The organism is Acinetobacter sp. UNC436CL71CviS28, assembly GCF_000620525.1.
GTDB lineage: Bacteria > Pseudomonadota > Gammaproteobacteria > Pseudomonadales > Moraxellaceae > Acinetobacter > Acinetobacter radioresistens.
Genome location: NZ_JIBB01000018.1, coordinates 1 through 23,019, shown reverse-complemented (window position 1 = coordinate 23,019; position 23,019 = coordinate 1). Strand labels below are relative to the sequence as shown.

21 protein-coding genes and 1 pseudogene are annotated in these 23,019 nt (G+C 41.7%); 9 read left to right on the top strand and 13 right to left on the bottom strand.

Annotated features, from left to right (window positions below):
* The first annotated feature begins 79 nt into the window (after positions 1-79).
* Together N518_RS0108310 and tehB are read left to right on the top strand one after the other, a co-directional pair.
* Positions 80-1,750 (top strand): FMN-binding glutamate synthase family protein, encoded by a 1,671-nt coding sequence (locus N518_RS0108310; protein WP_017400601.1) that lies wholly within the window; start codon positions 80-82, stop codon positions 1,748-1,750.
* A gap of 76 nt (positions 1,751-1,826) precedes the next feature.
* Complete coding sequence (gene tehB, locus N518_RS0108305) at positions 1,827-2,696, top strand: SAM-dependent methyltransferase TehB (protein ID WP_017400602.1); 870 nt, start codon at positions 1,827-1,829, stop codon at positions 2,694-2,696.
* 115 nt (positions 2,697-2,811) lie between these two features.
* Here tehB and N518_RS0108300 read toward each other — a convergent pair whose 3' ends face one another.
* The 4 genes from N518_RS0108300 to N518_RS0108285 are packed head-to-tail and all read right to left on the bottom strand — an operon-like array spanning position 2,812 to position 6,553.
* Entirely contained in the window at positions 2,812-3,843 is a 1,032-nt protein-coding gene (locus N518_RS0108300; protein ID WP_017400603.1) for an alpha/beta hydrolase, read from the bottom strand.
* Positions 3,843-4,982 (bottom strand): YdcF family protein, encoded by a 1,140-nt coding sequence (locus N518_RS0108295; protein ID WP_017400604.1) that lies wholly within the window; start codon positions 4,980-4,982, stop codon positions 3,843-3,845. The genes N518_RS0108300 and N518_RS0108295 overlap by 1 nt, the downstream gene beginning before the upstream one ends.
* Before the next feature lie 7 nt (positions 4,983-4,989).
* Positions 4,990-6,072, bottom strand: a complete 1,083-nt coding sequence (murB, locus tag N518_RS0108290; protein WP_081402529.1) for a UDP-N-acetylmuramate dehydrogenase — start codon at positions 6,070-6,072, stop codon at positions 4,990-4,992.
* Complete coding sequence (locus N518_RS0108285) at positions 6,044-6,553, bottom strand: low molecular weight protein-tyrosine-phosphatase (protein ID WP_026444132.1); 510 nt, start codon at positions 6,551-6,553, stop codon at positions 6,044-6,046. Before N518_RS0108285 ends, murB begins: the two co-directional genes overlap by 29 nt.
* 116 nt (positions 6,554-6,669) lie before the next feature.
* Here N518_RS0108285 and N518_RS0108280 point away from each other — a divergent pair, with 116 nt between their 5' ends.
* Complete coding sequence (locus N518_RS0108280) at positions 6,670-7,830, top strand: iron-containing alcohol dehydrogenase (protein ID WP_026444131.1); 1,161 nt, start codon at positions 6,670-6,672, stop codon at positions 7,828-7,830.
* The gene (locus N518_RS0108275; RefSeq protein ID WP_005026273.1) at positions 7,827-8,261 is read left to right on the top strand and encodes an acyl-CoA thioesterase; all 435 of its coding nucleotides are present in this window, start codon (positions 7,827-7,829) and stop codon (positions 8,259-8,261) included. The genes N518_RS0108280 and N518_RS0108275 overlap by 4 nt, the downstream gene beginning before the upstream one ends.
* A 5-nt stretch (positions 8,262-8,266) precedes the next feature.
* On the opposite strand, the gene dnaX is transcribed toward N518_RS0108275, so the two are convergent.
* From dnaX to N518_RS0108250, 5 genes are all read right to left on the bottom strand, one after another.
* On the bottom strand, positions 8,267-10,432 hold the full coding sequence (gene dnaX, locus N518_RS0108270) for a DNA polymerase III subunit gamma/tau (protein WP_005026276.1): 2,166 nt from the start codon (positions 10,430-10,432) through the stop codon (positions 8,267-8,269).
* A 180-nt stretch (positions 10,433-10,612) separates the two neighbouring features.
* Complete coding sequence (locus N518_RS0108265; RefSeq protein WP_005406230.1) at positions 10,613-11,572, bottom strand: methyltransferase; 960 nt, start codon at positions 11,570-11,572, stop codon at positions 10,613-10,615.
* Between the two features lie 25 nt (positions 11,573-11,597).
* A complete protein-coding gene (locus tag N518_RS0108260) occupies positions 11,598-12,860 on the bottom strand; it encodes a serine hydrolase domain-containing protein (protein ID WP_026444130.1) in 1,263 nt (420 codons plus the stop codon).
* Positions 12,861-12,944: 84 nt separating this feature from the next.
* A complete protein-coding gene (locus N518_RS0108255; RefSeq protein WP_005026283.1) occupies positions 12,945-13,799 on the bottom strand; it encodes a MaoC family dehydratase in 855 nt (284 codons plus the stop codon).
* 136 nt (positions 13,800-13,935) lie between these two features.
* Positions 13,936-15,327 (bottom strand): 3-oxoacyl-ACP reductase, encoded by a 1,392-nt coding sequence (locus N518_RS0108250; RefSeq protein ID WP_017400609.1) that lies wholly within the window; start codon positions 15,325-15,327, stop codon positions 13,936-13,938.
* A 239-nt stretch (positions 15,328-15,566) separates the two neighbouring features.
* On the opposite strand from N518_RS0108250, the gene N518_RS0108245 reads away from it, so the two are divergent.
* Entirely contained in the window at positions 15,567-17,057 is a 1,491-nt protein-coding gene (locus N518_RS0108245) for an acetyl-CoA C-acetyltransferase (protein WP_017400610.1), read from the top strand.
* A gap of 228 nt (positions 17,058-17,285) precedes the next feature.
* On the opposite strand, the gene aceI is transcribed toward N518_RS0108245, so the two are convergent.
* Positions 17,286-17,711: a chlorhexidine efflux PACE transporter AceI gene (aceI, locus tag N518_RS0108240; protein ID WP_017400611.1), complete on the bottom strand. Its 426-nt coding sequence runs from the start codon at positions 17,709-17,711 to the stop codon at positions 17,286-17,288.
* A gap of 87 nt (positions 17,712-17,798) precedes the next feature.
* Between aceI and N518_RS0108235 the strand changes: the two genes are divergently transcribed.
* The 4 genes from N518_RS0108235 (at position 17,799) to N518_RS0108220 (ending at position 21,813) form a co-directional block, all read left to right on the top strand.
* Positions 17,799-18,686: a LysR family transcriptional regulator gene (locus N518_RS0108235; RefSeq protein WP_017400612.1), complete on the top strand. Its 888-nt coding sequence runs from the start codon at positions 17,799-17,801 to the stop codon at positions 18,684-18,686.
* 92 nt (positions 18,687-18,778) lie between these two features.
* A complete protein-coding gene (gene tal / locus N518_RS0108230) occupies positions 18,779-19,768 on the top strand; it encodes a transaldolase (protein WP_017400613.1) in 990 nt (329 codons plus the stop codon).
* 78 nt (positions 19,769-19,846) lie between these two features.
* Positions 19,847-20,500 (top strand): leucine efflux protein LeuE, encoded by a 654-nt coding sequence (gene leuE / locus N518_RS0108225; RefSeq protein WP_017400614.1) that lies wholly within the window; start codon positions 19,847-19,849, stop codon positions 20,498-20,500.
* A 131-nt stretch (positions 20,501-20,631) separates the two neighbouring features.
* A complete protein-coding gene (locus N518_RS0108220; RefSeq protein WP_026056616.1) occupies positions 20,632-21,813 on the top strand; it encodes a benzoate/H(+) symporter BenE family transporter in 1,182 nt (393 codons plus the stop codon).
* Between the two features lie 17 nt (positions 21,814-21,830).
* On the opposite strand, the pseudogene N518_RS16165 reads toward N518_RS0108220, so the two are convergent.
* The 3 genes and pseudogenes from N518_RS16165 to N518_RS16755 form a co-directional block, all read right to left on the bottom strand.
* Positions 21,831-22,168: pseudogene (locus tag N518_RS16165) on the bottom strand (DMT family transporter).
* Positions 22,169-22,192: 24 nt separating this feature from the next.
* Positions 22,193-22,636, bottom strand: a complete 444-nt coding sequence (locus N518_RS0108210) for an RDD family protein (protein ID WP_005019940.1) — start codon at positions 22,634-22,636, stop codon at positions 22,193-22,195.
* A 79-nt stretch (positions 22,637-22,715) separates the two neighbouring features.
* On the bottom strand, positions 22,716-23,019 hold a 304-nt coding region (locus N518_RS16755), incomplete at its 5' end, for an IS30 family transposase (RefSeq protein WP_139194183.1).

Genomic DNA, 23,019 nt, shown 5'->3' with positions numbered 1-23,019 from the left:
ACAAAACTCTCATTGAGAAATATAGCCCGGCTTGGCAAGTTGAATCTATTGAAAAATATTAAAAGGAAAGCTGAATATAATGGCAAGCCCAGCACAAACAATACGTCATAAGCTCCTCAATACATTTTTCTCAAGACATTCGGTCTGGTTCCTGTGCATTCTGATCGCATTAGGTATTACCATGCTTAGGCTATTCTATGAGCCACATTATATTTATTACTTCGTTTCAGATACCTTGCTTAACAGTGTCTGGCTAATCACAGCTTTGCTCAGCCTGCTGGGTCTCTATGATGTTTTGCAGAATCGTCACTCGATCTTAAAAAACTATCCGATTATGGGCCACTTTCGCTATATCTTTGAAGATTTTCGTCCAGAGATCCGGCAGTATTTTATTGAATCGGATCATGATGCACTGCCATTTTCACGGGTACAGCGCAGTCTAGTATATCAGCGTGCGAAAAATGAAAATTCAGATAAACCCTTTGGCTCAATTTTAGATGTCTATCAGGCAGATTATCGTTTTATTACTCACTCCCTGGCACCTTGCTCACCAGCAGATCCGGCCACTTTTCGTATTCAGATTGGTAATGAGCAATGTACTCAGCCCTATAGCGCTTCAATTTTCAATATCTCTGGCATGAGTTTTGGCAGTCTCAGCGCCAATGCAATTCTGGCGTTAAATCAGGGTGCCAAGATGGGTAACTTTTACCATGACACAGGAGAAGGCAGTATCAGCCCTTATCATCTGGAAAATGGTGGCGATTTGGTCTGGCAAATTGCCAGTGGTTATTTTGGCTGCCGGACGCTTGACGGACAGTTTGATGAAGGAAAGTTTGCTAAACAGGCACAACTTGAACAGGTTAAAATGATTGAACTCAAACTTTCCCAAGGCGCCAAACCGGGTCATGGCGGTATTTTGCCAAAGCATAAAATTTCTGAAGAAATTGCCCTGATTCGGGGAGTAAGTCGTGATCGTGACTGCATCTCTCCTTCTACCCACTCTGCTTTTCGTACACCGATCCAGATGATGCACTTTCTGCAAAAATTACGTGATCTTTCTGGTGGTAAACCAGTAGGCTTTAAGCTCTGTATTGGGCATCCATGGCAATTTATGAGTATTGTAAAAGCTATGCTGGAAACCAAAATTGTACCGGATTTTATTGTAGTCGATGGCTCTGAGGGTGGTACAGGTGCAGCACCAATTGAATTTAGTGACTACATTGGTACACCTCTGCGTGAAGGCTTACGCTTTGTACATAATACCTTGGTGGGTACCGGTTTACGTGATCAGATCAAGATTGGAGCAGCGGGTAAAATCGTCAGTGCATTTGATATTGCCAGTACATTTGCACTGGGCGCAGACTGGGTGAATTCAGGTCGGGGGTTCATGTTTGCAATTGGCTGTATACAGGCACAAAGCTGCCATACCAATCAGTGCCCGGTTGGGGTAGCTACACAGGACCGTGACCGACAAAAAGCTTTACATGTGCCCACCAAAGCTGAACGGGTTTTTAATTTCCATAAAAACACTTTGCATGCCCTGGCAGATATGATAGCAGCAGCAGGCTTGCGTCATCCTTCGGAACTTGATGCACACCATCTGGCACAACGGATTAATGACCGGGAAATTAAAAATTATGCCCAGTTGCATTATTTTATGGAGGAAAATGCCCTTATTAATAACCAGCTTCAGGATAAAGAAAATTTTTATTACCGCATGTGGCAAATGGCCAGTGCTCAAAAATTCTGAACTGTAAAAAGCTGAGTACATACATTCTTCACTTGGCTAACTTGATCACCATAAAACTCTATCTGAGGAAAATACGATGAGTAACTTGCGCTGTTATAAACAAATGCCTGTATGGTCTAATAAAACCCTTCCTCAGAATTTCCGCGAGAAACATAATACTCAAGAAGGGACTTGGGCTAAATTGACAATATTGCAGGGCGAACTGGTATTTGCCATGCTATCAGAAAATGGTGAAATAATTTCTGAAGAAACTTTTAATGCTAGTCATCAACCTTCCTTAGTCTCACCTCAAGCATGGCACAAAATTGTCTCTACCAGTTCCGATATTGCCTGCCAACTTGAATTTTTCTGTGAACCTGAGCGTTACTTTGAAAAGAAATATGGACTAGTACCAACGCATTCCGAAATACGTATGGCGAGTAAAATTCTGCACAGTGCAGGTACCGCACTTGATCTTGGTTGTGGTAGTGGCCGCAATACACTTTTTCTCAGTGAAAAAGGTTTTGAGGTCGATGCATGGGATATTAATGAAGCTAGCATCAATAAGCTTAATGAAATTATTGATGCAGAGAAAATTGATCATATTCACACTGAGATACGTGACCTGAACCAGAATCCCATTATTGAAAAACGCTATAACTTTATCTTTTCAACGGTTGTGCTGATGTTTTTACAGCCCGCTACTATTCCCCGACTTATAGAAGAAATGCAAAAAGCAACTCTGCCTGAAGGTTATAATCTGATTGTTGCGGCTATGGATACACCAGACTATCCATGTAATGTTGATTTCCCCTTCACCTTTAAAGAAGGAGAGCTCATTCGTTATTATACGGGTTGGAATATCTTACAATATAATGAAGATGTTGGTGAGCTACATCGGCTCGATGAGCATGGTCGCCGGATAAAATTGCGTTTTGCTACATTACTGGCAAAAAAGCAGGCTTGAATATAAAAGCATACTATTCACTAAAAACTACAAAGCCAGATCATTACTCTGGCTTTTTCAGAAGATTATATGACGCTAAGTTTTATTAGTACTTAATGCCAGATCATGAGCTTATTTATTCATAATAGTATTTTGAAGGTCTGGCATGTAGAAATGCCGGAATCAGCCCGGTAAGTGCAGCCCGAATATCAGCCCGCTCATTAATGAGTTGATGCGAACCCTCTTCAAGCATAAGCAGGGTCTGTAACCGGAATTTTCGCCGAATAAATTCAATGTTATAACGCCAGTCTACCGTCTGGTCCAGGGCTCCCTGAGCAAGCCAGACTGGTATTCGGCAAGCCGGTCGCTGCTCCATTTCCAGCATCCACCGCGACATCGCCAGAATCCAGTCCATACCCATCATACGGGGCTGTAAGGGATCTTTTAAGCGAATAAAGCGCAGAAATTCCGGATTATGGTTATTACGCCGGAAATGTCGAGGCACTTGCCGCTTGATACGCCGGATAATACCGAGGCCAACCGGGTTATGCCACCATGCTGTTTTTGCAGGTCGAATGAGTGGAGATAAAAGCAAAATACGATCAACAATCGGATTACGGCGTTGCTCAGCATATTCGAGCAAATGATGCATCCAGATTGCGCCTCCCGTACTCTGCCCAATACCTAACCATGGTTGCGGCAACTGGTCAGCCTGACGGACATACTGATATACGGCCAGTAAAACTTGCTGATAATGATCAAAATTCTGGATATTGGCCGGCGAACCGTCACTTAAGCCATGCCCTGGCAAGTCATATGTTATTACGCTGAAGCCCTGTTCAAGTATTTCACGGATGATTGGCTGGTAAATGCCACTGTGTTCAAGATAACCATGCAGCAAACAGACCGTACCTTTAATTTCAGCAACTCTCGGTTTAAAAACCTGTACATGTAATCGAAAAAGTGGCATGGGAACATAACCCTGCCATTGGTCACAGTCCAGCAGATTTAAACCATAAAGTTTGCGATAAGCTAAAATATCAACTGAGGGCTCATACGGGCGGTTCAGATTTAATGGTTCTAGAAGCTGTGAAGTAATTTCACGGCTAGGTATAGGCAAGTCAAGCTGGGTAAGTACATTCGGATTTAAAAACGGGATATCTGACATTAAGGTACCTCCCGGCAGCCACTTGAGCCAAATAGGATATCGCGAATTGTGGCCAGCATTTCGTAATTGGCACGGCGACTGTGATCATAATTCTGCCGGCTTGGACGCCAGTCTGTTAATTTTGAAGGCATAGGTGCTTCAACCGGTATGGTTTCTATACCGTTTAGTGCAAATAAACGGCGTGTACGTGGCATATGATAAACATCCGTGATCAAGATTACTGTAGGTGCCCCACCTTTTTTCTGTAAAAGCAATGAACTGAACCGTGAATTCTCACAGGTATTCATACTGCGGTTTTCCAGTAATTTTGCTTCTACATTTCTTTCTTTTAACCAAGCCTGCATATAAGGGGCTTCTACCCCGCTTAAAACAATGGGTAAATGGTATTGTTTTTCGACTTCCAGGGTTTTCTCGAGCCGCAAGCGGGTATATTTATTCACTACAATATCTTTCTGGTTATCAGCTAAAGTCAATCCGCCACCTAAAACAACAATTGCATAAGGTTTGCTGGAACTTGCCGGATAGACTGGTTCATTTTTTTCTTTTTGTATTTGGGCAATATCTTGATAAATTTCGCTTTCTACTGTCTCTTGCTGTTCAACCGGATGTGTCATCAGGAAATCTATATATTGCTCCATTAACACCTTGTTCTCTGCGCTATTCAATTGCAGAAGCTCACGCATGTCTTCAACCGAATCGGAGACTGGCTGTTCTTGTTCCTGTCCTTTTTTATCAACAGATGGAACCAGTAATGGAATAACCGGTTGGTCGTCCTTATCGTTTTCTTCTTTTTCCTGTTCTTCAATAATAATTTTTTGCAATGCTTTATAACGGGCCTGTAGCGTAGGCAAATCCTGTGCATTCTGGTTTTGCATAGACTGCTCCATCAGTTTTAAATATGCCTGACGGGCAATCCAGAGATTTGAACCAGGCTCTAGTTCCTCATATTCGCTCAGGGCGGCCATTTCCTGACTTTTTGCTGCCACCTGGTTGACTTCTACTGGCACAAAAGTATTAAGAGCCTTGACCACCAGCTGCGAATAAAAAGGGGTATAGATAAAAACCATCAAACAGCCGAGCAGTACAAATATGCCTGCGGCAAGCTGTACTAAACGCACCATCCAATGATACTGAGCCATAAACTGTTTATTCCGTATGTGAGCAAATCTGGGCTATTTCATTATAGAGTACCGGTTCCGGCTCGAGCATGATGTTAAATTTCTGATAAACATCGTGCTGTACCGCGCCGTATGTAGCTTTGATATCTTCTAATGACGCTTCAGCATAGTTGACCAAGACCAGTGCCTGTTTTTCAAACATGCCTACCTGACCCAGACGCTTGCCCTTCCATCCTGCCTGCTCAATCAGCCAGCCGGCTGCAATCTTGGCCTGACCAGTCAACTGGGGGTAATGCGGTAGTCTCGGGAATCGCACTGCCAGTTTCTGATAAGCCTCATTACTAATCACAGGATTTTTAAAAAAACTGCCGGCATTAGGATATTGTGCCGGATCAGGTAACTTACTTTGTCGAATATGAATAACCTGCTGTTGCAGGTTTTCGGCACTCTGATCACCTGCCATAGCCAGTTTCAGATCGCCATAATTCAGCTTGAGCTGCGGTGTTTTTAATAACCTGAATGTTACATGGGTAATAATGTAGCGATTTGGCTGATCTTTAAAAATACTGTGCCGGTATGAAAAACCGCAATCTTTAGCACAGATCGAGTCAAACTGGCCAGTTTCACGGTCATATACTTGTACCGATTCAATAAAATCCCCAGCTTCTACCCCATAAGCACCAATATTCTGTACAGGTGACGCGCCAACTCGTCCTGGAATTAAAGCCAGGTTCTGTAAGCCATACAAGCGTTTTGTGGTGGTATAGAGTACAAACTCATGCCAGACCTGACCGGCACCCACCCTCAGGCTGCGGCTTTGTTCATCTTCATCTAAATACTCAATACCTTGAATATCAATATGCATGACCAGTGCATTAATCTTTTCAGGTAGAAGCAGGTTACTGCCACCAGAAAGTACAAGAATATTCAGCTGATTCTGGATAGCATATTGAACCGCAGCCGGAATCTGCCGAGTCTGTTCAATGTGAATGTAATGGGAAGCGACACTGTTAAGCTTTAAACTGTTAAAAGGTTTAAGTTGAATATTATTTTGAATCTGAATCACATCTAAACCTTTTAAATTACTGACTAAACTGACTTTTAAATACATTTATCCAGGCACGACTGCTTGATTCACACTGATCCAGTACCCGCTCAAAACCATCAAGTCCGCCATAATACGGATCGGGTAAAGCCTGCTTGGAATATTCAGGGTCATGCTCACTCATCAGAGCAACTTTTGCACGCAGGCATGTTTCGCCATATTCAAGACCAGCTTGATGCATTACTGCTTGTATATCTTCAAGATTCTGATGATCCATTGCCAGAATCAAGTCAAAATCAAGAAAATCCTGAGTCTTTAACTGACGAGCTCTTAACGTTGAGAGATCATAACCACGTTTTTTGGCATGCTTCTGACTCCGTTGGTCAGGTGCTTTACCTGGATGATAATTACTGGTGCCAGCTGAATCAACGATTACATTTAACTGATGCTCGTCACAATAATGCCTCAGGACAATTTCCGCTGTGGGAGAGCGGCAAATATTTCCTAAACAGACACACAACACCTTATACGGCGCTTTGGACGACATAACGACCTCAAGTACAGCTTTCTTTTGAAGAGTCTTATGTTAAGTTATTTACAGGATGAATCCTATAGAACTGCAAAACAATAATGTTCAATTTTTTAAAGAATTAAGGAAAACGTATGGGCCAATTTCAGTTTCAAACCGTTCCCAATATTATTGCTGGGCTAGGCTCAATTGAGAGACTCAAGCAAATCTTGATAGAGCAGAAGTCTAAAAAACTGTTATTGGTTACCGATCCGGGAATGCTGGCTCAGCAGCTTCATCAACCTGTTTTAGATATTTTACATAGCATTGGACTTGAATATAGTATTTATGCTGATGTACAGGCTGATCCACCAGAAGACGTAGTCCTGGCAGCTGCCCGTTTTGCCCGAGAAGAAAAAGCAGACATTATTTTAGGCTTTGGTGGCGGCAGCTCTATGGACGTTGCCAAGATTATTGCCCTGCTTGCGCATCCTGAACAACAGCAAAAGCTCCAGGAGATGTATGGTGTAAATCAGGTCCAAGGCGCACGACTGAAATTAATTTTAATTCCCACCACTGCTGGTACCGGCTCCGAAGTCACGCCTATTTCGATAGTAACCACTGGAGAAACAACAAAAAGTGGAATAGTCTCACCTGTGCTTTTTGCAGATACTACTATACTCGATGCAAATTTCACCCGAAATTTACCGCATCATATTACTGCAGCGACCGGTATTGATGCGATGGTGCATGCTGTCGAAGCCTATACATCTAAAATTAAAAAAAATTTCTATGCAGATTTACTCGCAGTTAAAGCGCTCCAGATTCTTTATACAAATTTAAGACCGGTACTTGAAGATGGCCACAATATGGAAGCCCGGCAAAATATGCTGGTCGGCTCAATGCTTGCCGGGCAGGCCTTTGCCAACTCACCAGTGGGTGCGGTACATGCCTTGGCTTATCCGCTTGGTGGACACTTTCATATTTCACATGGGCATAGCAATGCTCTGGTTTTTACTGAAGTCTTAAAATTTAACCTGACTCATGCCAAGCAGCACTATGCTGAATTGATGTTACATATTGAACCTAAAAGTAGTGGCTCAGTAGAAGGCCTCAGTGATCTGTTTATTGATCATATGCAAAATTATCTGGACATCACTGGTTTACCCTTGACTTTGCAATCACTCGCAATACCTGAGCAGGCTTTAGAACAGCTGGCACAAGATGCAGTATTACAAACCCGGCTATTACAGAATAACCCCCGTGAGCTGGGTTATGAAGATGCGCTCAATATATACCGAGCCATTTATTCATGAATAAGCCTGTAATTACCGAACGCAAGCATTTTAGATTTTTCTTGCCGATTCAGACTCGCTGGGCAGATAATGATATATACGGGCACGTCAATAACGTAACCTATTATAGCTATTTTGACACGGCGGCTAATTCGCTGCTGATTCAGAAAGCAGGGTTTAATATTCATCAATCCCCTGTAATTGGGCTGGTAGTTGATTCTGCTTGCAGCTTTTTTCAGGAACTGTCTTTTCCTGAAATAATTGAGGTTGGCGTAGCAATTGAACGGATTGGCCAATCTTCTTTAACATATCGTTTAGCGATTTTTAAACAGGGTCAGCAGCAAGCATCTGCACAAGGTCACTTTGTTCATGTGCTTGTAAATCGTGAAACACGAAAAAGCACTCCCATATCTCAACAGATGCGGGAGGATCTAGCCACTTATTGTTTATAAAACAATCATGATTTTAACTGGATATTTTGCAGCTCGGCATCAAAAAGATGAATTAAACTCTGAATTGCAGGCTCCTGCTGTAGTAATTCTTTTGCACGCTGGTACGCTTTTTCCTTGCGTACCGTTTGCATGATATATGGCGTGATCTGCTCAATTTCTTTGTATTCCACTTGAAACTGTGTATCAGGCCATTGCTCTTTCATGGCTTGCTCTAAAGCATGCTGGAGCTGAGACAGCATTCCTTCATATTGTTGTGGAATTTGAAAAACTGACAGGCCATTAATCGTGCCTGTCATCAGTCCATGCTGGGCCAGCTCTTGAACGGCAGGTGATAACTCGCTATTCCTAAACCAGTATTCCCATTTGTCTACAGTCCATTCATGCTCTAACTGCTGAGGTGTTAGTGTTAGAATATCCTGAGGCATCAAGTGACCAGAGTTTTCATATTGCTGAGCGCTAATACCAGCTTTTTCCAGCTTAGTATCAGACAATTCTTCATCAGAAAAACTATGAGATACCTGCTCAATCTTTCCCCCGGTTTTAAAGGACTCGGCTACAGGTAACTCAACAAATAAATCTTCCGCAGATATGGTAGGCGCTGTTTCACTCTGGCTAAGATCTTTTGGTATATCGGATTGGGTGTTTATTGCCAGTTCTGAAATGACTAGAGCATCAGGCTCAAGAAATTTAGTATCCAAAAGATCAGCAGAAGGCGCTACCGGTTTAGGCTGAACATTTAAACCTGCCTCATCAAACCCGACCAGCCCATCAGCCGAGTTTAAATTAAAGCTCAGCATTTCATTTGCTGCTGAACTTTCCTCAGTATTACTGTCCGGAACAGCTGATTTTAGCGGTTTTTTCTCAAAAGGTTTAGAAGAGTCTGCCGTAGTTTTAGACACAGTGTCTGGCTCTGCTCCAGCGAATGATAACTCTTCAGAAATAAAATTTGTCTCAGGCTCAAGTTTCTCTGCTAAAACTGTTACCTGTGGTTCAGACGAACGAGGTGCTGTATTAACTTCTGCCGATGCTGAAAAGCTACTATCAGAAACCGCCGGTCTAGAATTGTCTATTGATATTTCATCAGGTGCCAAAGGTCGAAAAGCTAACAGCCGTAAAATACACATTTCAAAGCCCTGCTCTTGCGTAACAGACAGTTGCAGGTCAGCTCGTCCTTTACAGGCAATTTGATAATACAGTTGCAGGTCTTGCGCTGAAATCAGGCGTGAGAGCTGTAAAATTTTACGGTTAATCTCATCACTGTATTTAAGGCCTAGGTCGGGCAAATATTGTAATAGAGCCAATTCGTGTAAGGTCGAAATCAGCTGATCCAGAACAAGTGAAACATCCAGTGCCTGATGTCTAAACTGTAATAAAAGCTGGCTGACCCGGGCCTGATTATTCTGATGAATGGCCAGAATCAGGTCATAGATGATAGTGCGGTCGATCAGCCCCAGCATCTCTTTGACATCCTGATGGTGTACCTCACCCTGACCATAAGCAATCGCCTGATCTGTCAGAGACAATGCATCACGTAGGGAGCCTTGGGCAGACTCACCAATTTGCCAGATGGCGTCACTATCAGCATTAATCTCTTCTTTTTGTAAAATTCGGGTTAAATGTTCAGTAATCTCATCAACTGCTAATGGTCGCAAGGTAAATTGCAGGCATCGTGAAATAACCGTAATAGGTAATTTCTGCGGATCTGTGGTAGCGAATAAAAATTTTACATGCTCTGGCGGCTCTTCGAGCGTTTTCAGGAGTGCATTAAAAGAGTGAGTAGAGAGCATATGCACTTCATCGATCAGATAAACCTTAAAGCGTCCCTGAGTCGGTGCATAAGGTACATTGTCGAGCAGTTCGCGGGTATCTTCAACTTTGGTTCTTGAAGCGGCATCAATTTCAATCAGATCAATGAAACGGCCTTCATTGACGGCTTTACAGGTAGCACATACTTCGCATGGTGTAGAAGTAACACCGGTTTCACAGTTTAAGCACTTTGCTAAAATACGCGCAATTGTTGTTTTGCCTACGCCACGTGTACCTGTAAATAAATAAGCATGATGCAGACGGCCACGTTCTAACGCATTGGTCAGCGCCCGTGACACATGGCTTTGCCCGACCAGCTCATTAAAGTTGCGTGGACGATATTTTCGCGCAAGTACTTGATACATGTATGCTCCTTTTTGCCTGTATAAGCATACTGTTTTTTTGCAGCTTAGTGAATGAGCCGATGTCATCAATTGCTTTTAAAACGACAAGTCACTACTTTGCGTTTGAATATGAAAATAATTTTTGAAACCAGATACGCTTTTACATTTATGTATATTTAAAATTTCTGTGCTTTTAAACTATCAGGCAATCTTGTGAACACATAGAATAATGGCTGCAATTCGCTCCACACCTGAATAATATGGCTGTTCGAGTTCTTCACCAAAAATATCCGGATCGATTTCCTGCCAGCGCCATGTAAATTTTGATTGTCCTTTAAACCACTCTTCAATTCGTTCCTGTAATACGCTTTGACCATTACGGATGGCAACCCCTGTATATAAAAACAAGTGTCCATTTCTGTAAAGATGAGTAACCCCTTGCTGCACAATATCAAAAGCCAGCTGTGCACCATCCATTTTATAGCCACCATGCCGATACTGACGCCGCTCCGAGTCTACCAGGTAAGGAGGATTGGCAATAATCAAATCATATTGCTCATGAATTTCCTGATATAAATGACTATTTACTGCACGAAACTTTTCAATGCCCGAGAATTCTGCATGAAGTTCACTTAATAATAGAGCGTGTGGATTAATGTCTACCAATGTAAGTTCTGGCTGAGGGTTAAATTTTTTGGTTGTTAGAATCGCAGTGGCTGCCGTACCCGAACCCATTTCCAGAATACTGCTCACAGAGAATTGCTGTTGTTTTAGGAAACAGTCTAAATGCAAATTAAAACGGTAGGTATCAGGTCCTAAGAAAACAGCATTCTGGCTAGTTGTAGGGTAACTGCTATGGATAAAAATCTCATCATTTAAACTTGAAACACGAAATTTGCAGCGAAACAGTTGCTCCTGCTGTTCAAGCAAATCATGATATTTCAATAGTTCAAATAAAGGTGCCTTGAGATCTGCTGCATAGAACCAGCGATTCCAGCCAAAAATATCTGCTAAAGTTTCTCCTACCGCCGCATGTCTTAAGACCCGTGAATGCGTTTCTGGCGTTACACTGATAAACTGATAAGCATTAGCTTTAAGATGTTTTAACAGATCTAGTAAAGCTTGCTTCTTGGTTTGTAAATCTGAAAGCTCTATGTCCATATATGTCCTTTTATATTATTTTAATTCAAGAGAACCATCCTTTCCTACCAGTAAGTACACCATCTGCACAGCGTAAAGCTTCTTGAGTAAGTGCCCACAAACGGTAATCTCCAGTCATGGAACCCATCTGGAAATTATGAGTATAGGCAAAACTCAAATTACGCTCAGGGTCACACCAGGCCGCTGAACTGTTATATCCCATGTGCCCAAAACCTTGTTGGGCGGCCTTACCCAGCGTAAAGATCCGATGATAGCCCAAACGCCAGTTCATGGGTACAGGCATAACCCGGTCGCGAGCAAAACTCTGAATACTGCTGAGCTCCTGAAAAACTTCTGGTTTAATCAAGACCTTACCTTTCCACTGTCCATGATTAGCCAGCATGGCATAAATTTTTGCCAGACTATGCGCATCAAACACACCATTGGCTGCGGGAACCAAGGCCTGCAGGCCGGCCTCATTAAAGAAGCTAAAGTTTTTCATTCCTTTAGGAACCATAGCATCTTGGAAATCTTGAGGGTTCTGTCCACTCCAGTAAAACAGCTTTTCACTGAATGATGTTTTTCTTTTTGTTTTCTTTGATATTTGATTGTTATGTTCCTTTCGGACTGGTTTAGAGGCAGCAAAAGGACGAGCTACACGCTCCAGTTCAGTCAAGGGAAGACCAAAATATGCACCATCTAACCCAAGTGGTTCTACCAGATACTGTTGCATTAACTGAGATAAAGTTTGACCGGTAACTTTCTCAAGTAGCCCACCGACCAGCCAGCCAAAGGTTAAAGCCTGATAAGCAACGCCCTCTCCTGCTGAAAAACGCGGTTTAGCCTGCTCGAACACAGTTAACATATGCTGCCACTCAAGCATTTCTGCAGCATCATTAATCAGGTTGCGGATATCATATAAACCGCTTTGATGAGACAATATATGTCGTAGCGTCAGCTTATCTTTCCCTTGCTGTGCAAATTCAGGCCAGTATCGACCAATGGGTGTGTCATAGTCCAGAAAACCTTCACTTACTAGAATATGAGCCAAAGTGGCCAATATGCCTTTTCCGGTTGAATAGCATACTGCCAGCGTATCGGCTTGCCAGTTTTCAGTTGCAGATTTTTTGCCAGTATAAATATCAACAACTTTTTTTCCTTTAAAATAAACTGCTAACCCAGCCCCTCCGCTATTTAAACGGCTGGACTGCAATCGGCTAAACAGCTTTGCTAAATCTCTGAATTCAGATTGACATTCACCTTTATAATGCTGGTGTCCATGAAGAATCCATTCTTGAATGGCTGACATATCATTACTCTTATTTTTAATCTAAATATTTTAATTCAATACTTACTATAAAAAAGCCTGAGTTATGAAACTCAGGCTTAAAACTTACAACGCTTTAATACAACCCGCAACATGGGGTTTATGCGATTTGGCATTACAAATCAGGAATACTGTATCTTGGCCTTGCTCGGCAGAGAGAAGCTCTACCCGGGAAGGTAAATACATAGGTAATTTAAAATTCACATCGGCTTCATAAGCTTCTGGTAGTTCAAGACTTGCCAGTGCCCGAGCCTTACTCCACATACCATGTGCTATTGCCTGCTTGAAACCAAATGCCTTGGCTGTAACTGCATGAATATGGATCAGGTTGAAGTCTCCTGAGACTAGAGCATAGCGGCGTCCGGTATTTTCAGAAATATCCCATTTTTCTTTCAACTGATATTCGGGTTCCTGTTCAGCCTTTACCTTTTCAGCCGCTTTTACTGTACTTTTCTGGCGAACCAGATAGGTAGTCAGCCCTTCCATCACGACCTGATTACCAGCTTTAGCAGTAGTGATAAAGTCGAATTGTATACCTTTATCATGGGGTTTAAGTTCACCAAACCTGCAAGACAACGTCAGCTCTTCACTGGTATTGATGCTACGGGTTTGACGTACCATATTGCGAATATGTACCAGCCCCAGAATTGCAAACGGGAAAGCTTCCTGCGTCATCATATGCATTTGCAGACTTTGTGAAAGTACTGCCAGATAAATTGCAGGAACCTCTCCATTATTTTTAAAGCCGCACACTTCATTGTAGGCTTTCAGATGTTTCTGATCGATCTTAAGAGAGTCCACAACATATTCAACTTGTGGCAATACTTTCTCAGCTTTAGGCTTTTTAAAAATCAGTCCCTGAATAACTTTTGGATAAGCCAGATAAGGCTTAGGTAACTGGCTAAAATGACGTGTGTGCATACTCAACCTTCATCAATATCTTTTTTATAAATAAAATTCCCTCTCCCTTGCTCAGGAAGAGGGCCAGAGAGGTTTAAATCCACCTCTCCTTTTATACTGCTCTTCCCTTTAGTGGAAAAGAGTTTTTATGAAAAATTTACGCGCCTAACAGGCTTTGTCCACAGACACGCACAACGTTGCCATTTAGGCCTGTAGATGCAGTTGAGGCAAACCATGCTATCGTTTCAGCAACATCTACCGGTAACCCCCCTTGACTCATAGAGTTCATACGGCGTCCGGCTTCACGGATTGCAAATGGTATGGCTGCGGTCATTTGAGTTTCAATAAAACCCGGGGCAACTGCATTAATGGTAATCCCATTTTTCAGCAGTGGTGCGGTAAATTTAACCAGACCGATTACGCCTGCTTTAGAGGCAGCATAGTTAGTTTGGCCCAGATTACCCGCAATACCTGATATGGAGGATACGCATACAATACGGCCATTGTTATTTAAGCCATCATTTTCCAGCAGATAGTCATTAATACGCTCTGCCGCAGACAGGTTGATATTTAGTACCATGTCCCAAAGTTCAGGCTTCATATTGGCCAGCGTCTTGTCACGGGTCACACCGGCATTATGCACAATAATATCCAGACCACCTTTTTCTGAGGAAGCTGCCTTAATTTTTTCACCTGCATCAGCTGCAGTAATATCCAGTGCCAAAACTGAACCACCAATACTTGCTGCAACCCGGTCAAGGTCAGCTTGCTGCTGTGGCACATCAAGACAAATCACATGAGCACCATCACGTGCCAGTACCTGTGCAATCGCCTCGCCAATACCACGGCTGGCACCAGTTACCAATGCCACTTTGCCATCTAAAGGTTTAGCCCAGTCAACATTAACCACTTCAGCTTTAGATACACGGATTACCTGACCAGATACATAAGCTGAACGAGGTGAAAGCAGGAAACGTAGAGTAGATTCAATATTCGCTTCAGCGCCTTCATCTACATATACAACTTGAGCGGTAATACCTTTTTTGAATTCTTTGCCAACTGACTTAACAAAGCCTTCTAATGCGCGCTGGGCAATTGCCTGTTTTACTGTTTTGGCATGCTCAGGTGTAATGCCTACTACAATCACTCTGCCAGAAGTCTGAATCTGGCGGGCAACCGGATTAAAAAATTTATACAGTTCATTTAACTGCTCAGAGTTCTGGATTCCGGAAGCATCAAATACCACTGCCTTAAACTTGGACTCTTTATCGCCAGCATTAAAAGCACTGAGGTTCAAGCCGGTCTGGGCTGCTGCCTGCTGTAGTTCAGCATTATTACCTGCATAGCTATTTGCATGGATATTGTTTAAAACCTGTGCAATTTCACCAGACAATGTACTTGAGGGTGCTGCACCTAAAAGTACTGCTCCTTTAATAACAGGCGCAGCTGACTCAAAACGGTCCAGCTGGATTGGCGATGGTAAACCTAGATTCTTGATGACAAATTTACCAATTGGAGATTTTGCAAATACCTGGTATTGATCAGTCATGTTTATTATCTCTCATACAATTTAATTTGAATGAACCTGGAGTTCTGTTGACTTTAGAAGTAATCTCAAACAGTTATATTTCAAAGGGTCCACCGGATTCTAGCAAAATAATACTTGAGTTACTGTTTTGATGTCTTGACCTGAAAGCTCCATGCAATGTCATTGTAGTCAATTCAGGCTATTCTATAATATGTTAATGTAACACATCAGAATATCGTAAACGTGCTTGGAAAAGCCTTATGACTAAAACAACTCAAGAAAATCAGGCGGTCGAGAATTCTGCTCGGGAAAATGTGTCAAATACATCAAAAACAGCATCGCGTATTGCTAAAAGTACGACCGAATCTCCCAAAGCAGTAAAATCCACTTCTAGCCGTAGCAAAAAAACTGTCTCTACTGCAGCTAAAGTTACTTCGTCTAATCCATCTTCTGTTCAACAGGATCAAAACATGAGTCAAAACACAGTTCGCCGCGTTGCAATTATTGGTGGTAACCGTATTCCATTTGCACGTTCAAATGGTCCTTACTTTACTGCATCCAATACTGATATGTTAACCGCAGCATTAAATGGCCTTGTTGAGCGTTTTAATCTGCAGGGACAACGCATTGGTGAAGTTGTTGCTGGTGCTGTTCTGAAACATAGCCGTGACTTTAATATGACACGCGAATGTGTACTTAATACTCAACTTGCACCTGAAACACCTGCTTACGACATCCAGCAGGCATGTGGTACTGGTTTACAGGCTGCCTTTTTGGTTGCAAATAAAATTGCCCTGGGCCAGATTGATGTAGGTATTGCTGGTGGTGTGGATACCACTTCCGACGCGCCAATCGCTTTCGGGGATGGCTTGCGTAAGGCCTTACTCGAACTCAATATTGCCAAAACTGCAAAAGACCGGCTAAAAGCCTTAACTAAAATTAATGTTAAAAACCTACTGGATGCGCCTAAAAATGGTGAACCACGTACCGGCTTGTCTATGGGTGAACATCAGGCGATTACTGCGCTCGAATGGGGAATTTCCCGTACTGCACAAGATGAACTGGCTGCATCAAGCCATCATAAGCTGGCTGCAGCCTATGAAGCAGGTTTTTTTGATGACCTGATTACTCCTTTTCTCGGTGTTGAACGTGACCAGAACCTTCGTCCGGATTCATCTGTCGAAAAACTGTCAAAACTGAAACCTGTTTTTGGTAAAGGTGAGACAGCTACTATGACCGCAGGCAATTCGACTCCCCTAACTGACGGTGCATCTGTTGTATTGCTGGCATCTGAAGAATGGGCAAAAGCTAACGGTCATGAAGTGCTGGCTTATTTGACCTTTACTGAAACTGCTGCTGTCGATTTCGTTAACAAGAAAGAGGGACTGCTAATGGCACCGGCCTATGCAGTTCCACGTATGCTTGAACGTGCCGGTCTGAAACTTCAGGATTTTGATTATTATGAAATTCATGAAGCTTTTGCTTCCCAGGTACTTTCTACCTTAAAAGCATGGGAAGACCCAGCTTTCTGTAAAGAGCGTTTAGGACTGGAAGCGCCACTTGGGTCAATTGATCGCTCTAAATTGAATGTTAATGGTTCCTCACTGGCAGCAGGGCATCCATTTGCAGCGACTGGCGGCCGTATTTTGGCTACTGCTGCAAAACTGATTAATCAAAAAGGTTCTGGCCGGGTACTGATTTCAATCTGTGCAGCGGGTGGACAGGGTGTTACAGCAATTGTAGAAAAATAATTTCTGCTTTGTGAATGAATACAAGAAGGCCGCTTAATGATTAAGCGGCCTTCTTGTATTTTCTTGTCTTAAACTCATAATAGCTGGTTTTTTACCGCTCTATTTTATCTAAGCTATTTAACCTGAATTTTATATAATACCTACAATGATCTTTAATTTTAATTATCTCTCAATTTAAGATCAGAACATGATAAAAAGTTATTTAACACCAGTCTTCCTGTCCGAGACTTATCGATAATCTGGTGCATATCCCAACCGTATTTCAATGCGGTCATAAAACCACTGAAAGATAAAAGTATATACCAATATACATAATGTCATACCAAGGTCCAGCAGAATAGCTTGGCCCAAGCCGATATTTAAAGCATAAGCCACCATTGGAATAGTCGCGAGCATTAGACCGCCTTCAAAACCAACTGCATGACAAATTCTCACCTTAACTGTTCTTTTAAGCTGATGCCTGTGTTCAAATTTTTCAAAAAAATGATTAAAAATCATATTCCAGATCACTGAAGTAATTGCCATGACCACACCAAGTGTACCTGACACTTCCATTGGTACTTCAAATAGGAAACTTAGTGCAATCGCAATGATAATTAATAAAATAATTTCATAACTCAGCGCATGGATCAGCCTGCGCTTGGACAATAACATGACTTTCACCTACAAATTTATTGATAAGTTTATTTTATGTGCATAATATTGACTAATCTAATTAGCTCCTTTCATTTTTTTTGATAGATGAATATAAATCAAGAACAGCTCACTATATTTAAAACAGTAATTGAAACAGGTTCTTTTTCAGCAGCAGCGCGAAAGTTGGGAAAAGTCCCCTCGGCTGTAAGTATGTCAATTGCAAATCTGGAAATTGATTTAAATCTTCAACTCTTCAAACGTAATGGACGTGAGCCTGTGCCTACCTCTCAGGCTTGGGTGCTCTATGAAAAAACTGAACAGCTACTGGTTGAGATTAATCAATGGAAACAGCATGCCTTTGCATTAAGCAATGGCCTTGAGTCCTCTTTAACCATTATAGTGGTGTCGGAGCTGCTTTATACCAATTGGACTGATTATGTCAGTATTGTTGAAAAACAGTTTCCAGAACTGCAAATTAATGTTATTTCCGCACCACAAGAAGATGCTTTGCAGATGCTGATTAATCGTAGTGCCCAGCTAGCGCTTATGTTTGAGCGTGAACAGCTGGATAGTCGGGAACAGTTTATTGAACTTAAGCGTGAAGTCATCGTACCGGTAGCTGCCTATACTCATCGCTTGGCTGCTTCTAAACAGGTAACGTTTGAGGATATTTTAAAAAGCAGACAAATTGTAGTCGCGAGTCGTGATCATCTGATTAAACCTGAACTGCTTTTTTCAAAACAATACTGGCGTACCGACAATCACTACTCAGCCTGTGCCATGATCAGCCAGAATTTGGGTTGGGGAATTTTGCCCCTAGAAATTTTTAATAAGAATGCACAGCTTGCCAAAGATTTAAAGATTCTGGAAATTGCCGATTTCACCCCAAAATTTGAATATTATGTCGATCTGGTCTGGAGCCGGGAAACTGAACTGGGTGCAGCTGCACGTTTTTTAATCCAGCATCTTCGAGAAAAGCGTTTAAATGTATAAGAAATATTTTGATTATTAATTTTCACTTTAGCCTGTCAGGCTTTGTGATATAACTGATTTCACAACTATTTTAATTTTAGACTTTGATAGCAATGACACATTCAGCGTTAAACCAATTAAAAAATTTGACCACCGTCGTGGCAGATACGGGCGACCTTGAAGCTATTCGCCAGTTTCGTCCTCTGGATGCTACCACCAATCCTTCGTTAATCACCGCAGCAGCAGCTCAGCCGGAAAACAGGACATTAATCCAATCTGCTTTTGAACAGGCAAAGCAGGAAAACTTTACTGAAGATGCCCTGATTGAACGTACGATTGATATTTTAACAGTTAAATTGGGCGTTGAAATTTTAAAGCTAGTAGAAGGTCGTGTATCAACGGAAGTTGATGCTTCTTTGTCATTTAGAACAGAAGCTACAGTTAAGAAGGCTCATGAACTGATTGAACTTTATCAGCAGTACGGTATTGATAAAAAACGGGTACTGATCAAGATTGCCTCAACCTGGGAAGGTATACAAGCTGCCAGAATACTCGAAGCGGAAGGTATTCACTGTAATCTGACCCTGCTGTTTGGCCTGCATCAGGCCCAGGCATGTGCAGATGCCAAGGTTACTTTAATTTCACCATTTGTAGGTCGGATTCTGGACTGGTACAAAAAGTCTGAAGGTGTGGAAAGCTATCCAACTGAGCGTGACCCCGGCGTGCAGTCTGTGAAAAAAATCTATTACTATTACAAACAGCAAGGTATACAGACACAGGTAATGGGCGCCAGTTTCCGCAGTATCGACCAAGTGCTAGGTCTTGCTGGATGTGACCTGCTTACTATTGCCCCTTCTTTACTGAGCCAGCTTGAAGAAGACGACCGTGAAATTCAGACAGCTCTAAGTATTGAACAAGCAAAACAGGCCGAACTGATTGAACGCCCGGCACAGACCCCAGAGAGCTTTGCCAGTGAACTGGACAAAGACCTTATGGCTTATCAGCTGCTTCTAGGCGGTATTGATGGCTTTATTAGTGCACGTCATCAGCTCAGTATCCAGTTACGTCAAATGTTTGGTATGGATGCTGAAATTAAGCCTTAAATCTTGTTTCTCTGCATTTTTACTGACCGCTTTTGGTTATAATAACCTCAAGCGGTTTTTTATTGCAGAGCATCGCCCGTGTTTGGTATTACTGATCTGACCACCTATATTATTGGTACGGTCTTAATTATTCTTCTTCCCGGTCCTAACTCCTTATATGTTATGTCAATTGCTTCCCGTTACGGTATTAAAGCCGGCTATCAGGGCGCTTTTGGTGTATTTGTAGGGGATGTTATTCTTATGTTTTGCACTGTACTCGGCGCAGCTTCCTTACTTTTGGCTTTTCCGTGGGTGTTTACAGTGGTGAAAGTTTTGGGAGCCTCATATTTAACCTATCTGGGATTTAAACTCCTTAAAGCGAGTATCAGTACTTGGCGTAAAGCAGTTTATAACCGCCAGGTAGAAGCTGAGTTACAGACTATTTACCGTATTCGCCCTTTTCGAACAGCTTTAACCGTTAGCCTGCTCAATCCTAAAGCCATACTCTTTTTTCTTTCTTTTTTTGTTCAGTTTATTGATCCTGATTATCCTCATCCTGCGCTCAGTTTTATAACCCTCGCTATTATTTTACAGGTGACCAGCATGAGTTATCTGACCTTACTCATTTTCTCAGGTAGAAAACTTTCAGGCTTTTTTAGGCAGAGCCCGAAAATCAGTTCTGTCAGCGTGTTTCTGGTTGGTCTTTTATTTTTCAGTTTTGGAGTCAAGCTTGCTACTAGCAGTTTAACTTGAGCACTTTCTCATATAGAAAATAATTGTTGATTCTTATCATAAATAAACGTGAAAAATACTTTAACCCCTTATCTGACGAGCGTATGATGTCTGCATTTTAAACGATTTAATATAAATATTAATAAGTCATGATGCAGAAACTTCTTGAGGACATTTCAATACCTGCCATTTTTGCAGGTTTCATTACTTTTCTGGTGGGCATTAGTGTTTCAGCAGTTCTGGTTATACAGGCTGCTCAGATTTTAGGTGCAACTTCAGAACAGATCAGTTCATGGTTCTGGGCGTTAGGTCTAGGAATTGGTATATCCGGTCTTTTCCTTTCATGGAAGTTTAAATATCCGGTAGCAACCTCTTGGTCAACTGCAGGTCTGGCACTGATTATTGCAACAGGTAGCGGATATACCCTTTACGAGGCAATTGGTGCCTTTTTCATATGTGGCCTACTCACTGCAATCTTGGGTTTTTCAGGCGTATTCAAAAAAGCCTTGTCTTATATTCCTCAAAGTCTGACTAGTGCTATGCTGGCTGGAGTATTACTCAAATTTGGTATCGCGCTTTTTGCCAGTCTGCAAACTAACTGGGGGTTTATTCTTTCTATTCTCGCGATTTATATACTCAGCAAGCGCATATGGCCACGCTATAGTATTGTACTCACTGTAATTGGTGGTATAGCAGTCTGTCCTCTATTTATGGAGTTTCATACGCCGGTCGTACAATGGTCGTTAGCTCAACCCGTATGGATGGCCCCTGAGTTTAGCTGGTCAGCGATTTTAGGACTGGCCTTTCCTCTTTTTGTTATCAACATGGCTTCGCAATATCTGCCAGGTATTGCCATGATACAGAGCTATGGATATAAACCGCATATTAATCAGCTGATTGGCTGGACAGGACTGTCACAAACACTACTCGCTCCTTTTGGTTGTTATAGTGTAAATATTGCAGCAATCAGTGCAGCAATCAGTCTAGATGATCAGGTTCATCCTGATCCTGCAAAACGCTATATTGCCGGTATAAGCTGTGGATTTTTTTACATTCTGGTAGGACTTTTTGCAGCCACACTGACTAGTTTACTGATGTCATTTCCACAGGTATTTATTACTGCGCTTGCCGGTATAGCCCTGTTTGGTACTATTGGTCACAACATTGCTTTGGCTTTTCATGAGATAGAGGAACGAGAAGCAGCCCTGATGACCTTTTTATTTAGTGCATCAGGTGTACAGTTTTTAGGTATCGGCTCGGCATTTTGGGGTCTGATTTTTGGTATAATCGTTATGTTGGTCTTTAAATTTAAAACCAAAATAAAAGCTATTTAAGCTCGGTACACAGCAGACTAATGACCAACACTTGAAGAAAAAAGATTAATTACCAGTACACCGCCAATAATCATACTAATACCAATGATTGCGGCGGAGTCTAAAGACTGTTTGAAAAAGAATATGCCAATAAATGCAGTCAATACAATACCGACACCACCCCATATTGCATAAGCAATACCGATAGGGATAACTTTAGTGACTTGAGATAACAGATAAAAGGATAAAATAATGCCACAGCAAGAGTCGGGCCTAATTTGGTAAAACCCTCAGATTTAACCAAAAATGTAGTACCAATGACTTCAGAGATTATGGCTATAGCTAGCAATAAATAAGAAAAAAATACTGGATTCACCCATATTTACTCATTAAAAATATTTTAGATTTCACGCACTACCACACTTTTGGCCATTTTATCATGCCATCCCTGCTTTTTAGGATCAAAAGCTATCCAGATCAGACCAATAAGAAAAACCAGAGTAGCCGGTATATAACCAATATAGCGTAATATACTTTGTCCTAAAGTGAGTTTATTTCCCGTTTCTTCATCTAGAACCTTTAAGCGCATTAACATTTTGCCAGGCGTAGCCGCAGCAAATAGCCAGAACAGTACACTATAGAATATAGGAAAAATATAATTCATGAGTATGTCAAAATATAAGTTTTGTGGCTGATCACTTAACCCGGTAGCAAAGATCAAATCAAAATCCCCTGCATAGAAAATCCATGCGGCTGGAATAATGGCTAAAAACATAATTAGAGCATCTATAATAGTGGCACCAAATCTGACCCAAAAACCGGCATACTCATATTTATAAGACATTTAGGCATTCTCCTTATATTTCAGATTTATAAGAATATAAATAATAAGTTTTATCCTAAAGGATAAATGCCCGGCGAATTCAAACATGAGGTGCGACAGTTTGAAAAGTCTTATGATAATCAACAAGCTGAGCAAATTTCTCTAATGGTGTAAGCCAATCTAACGCTTTTCTAGGACGAGTATTCAGTGACATGGCAACTTGATTTAAATAATGCTGATCTGCCTGATTTAAATCAATCCCTTTAGGTAAATATTGCCTAATTAAACCATTCATATTTTCGCATGTGCCTTTTTGCCAGGGTGAATGTGGGTCACAGAAATATACATCTATGCCTAAATCTTCTTCAAGTATTTTATGTTCTGCCATCTCGCGTCCACGGTCA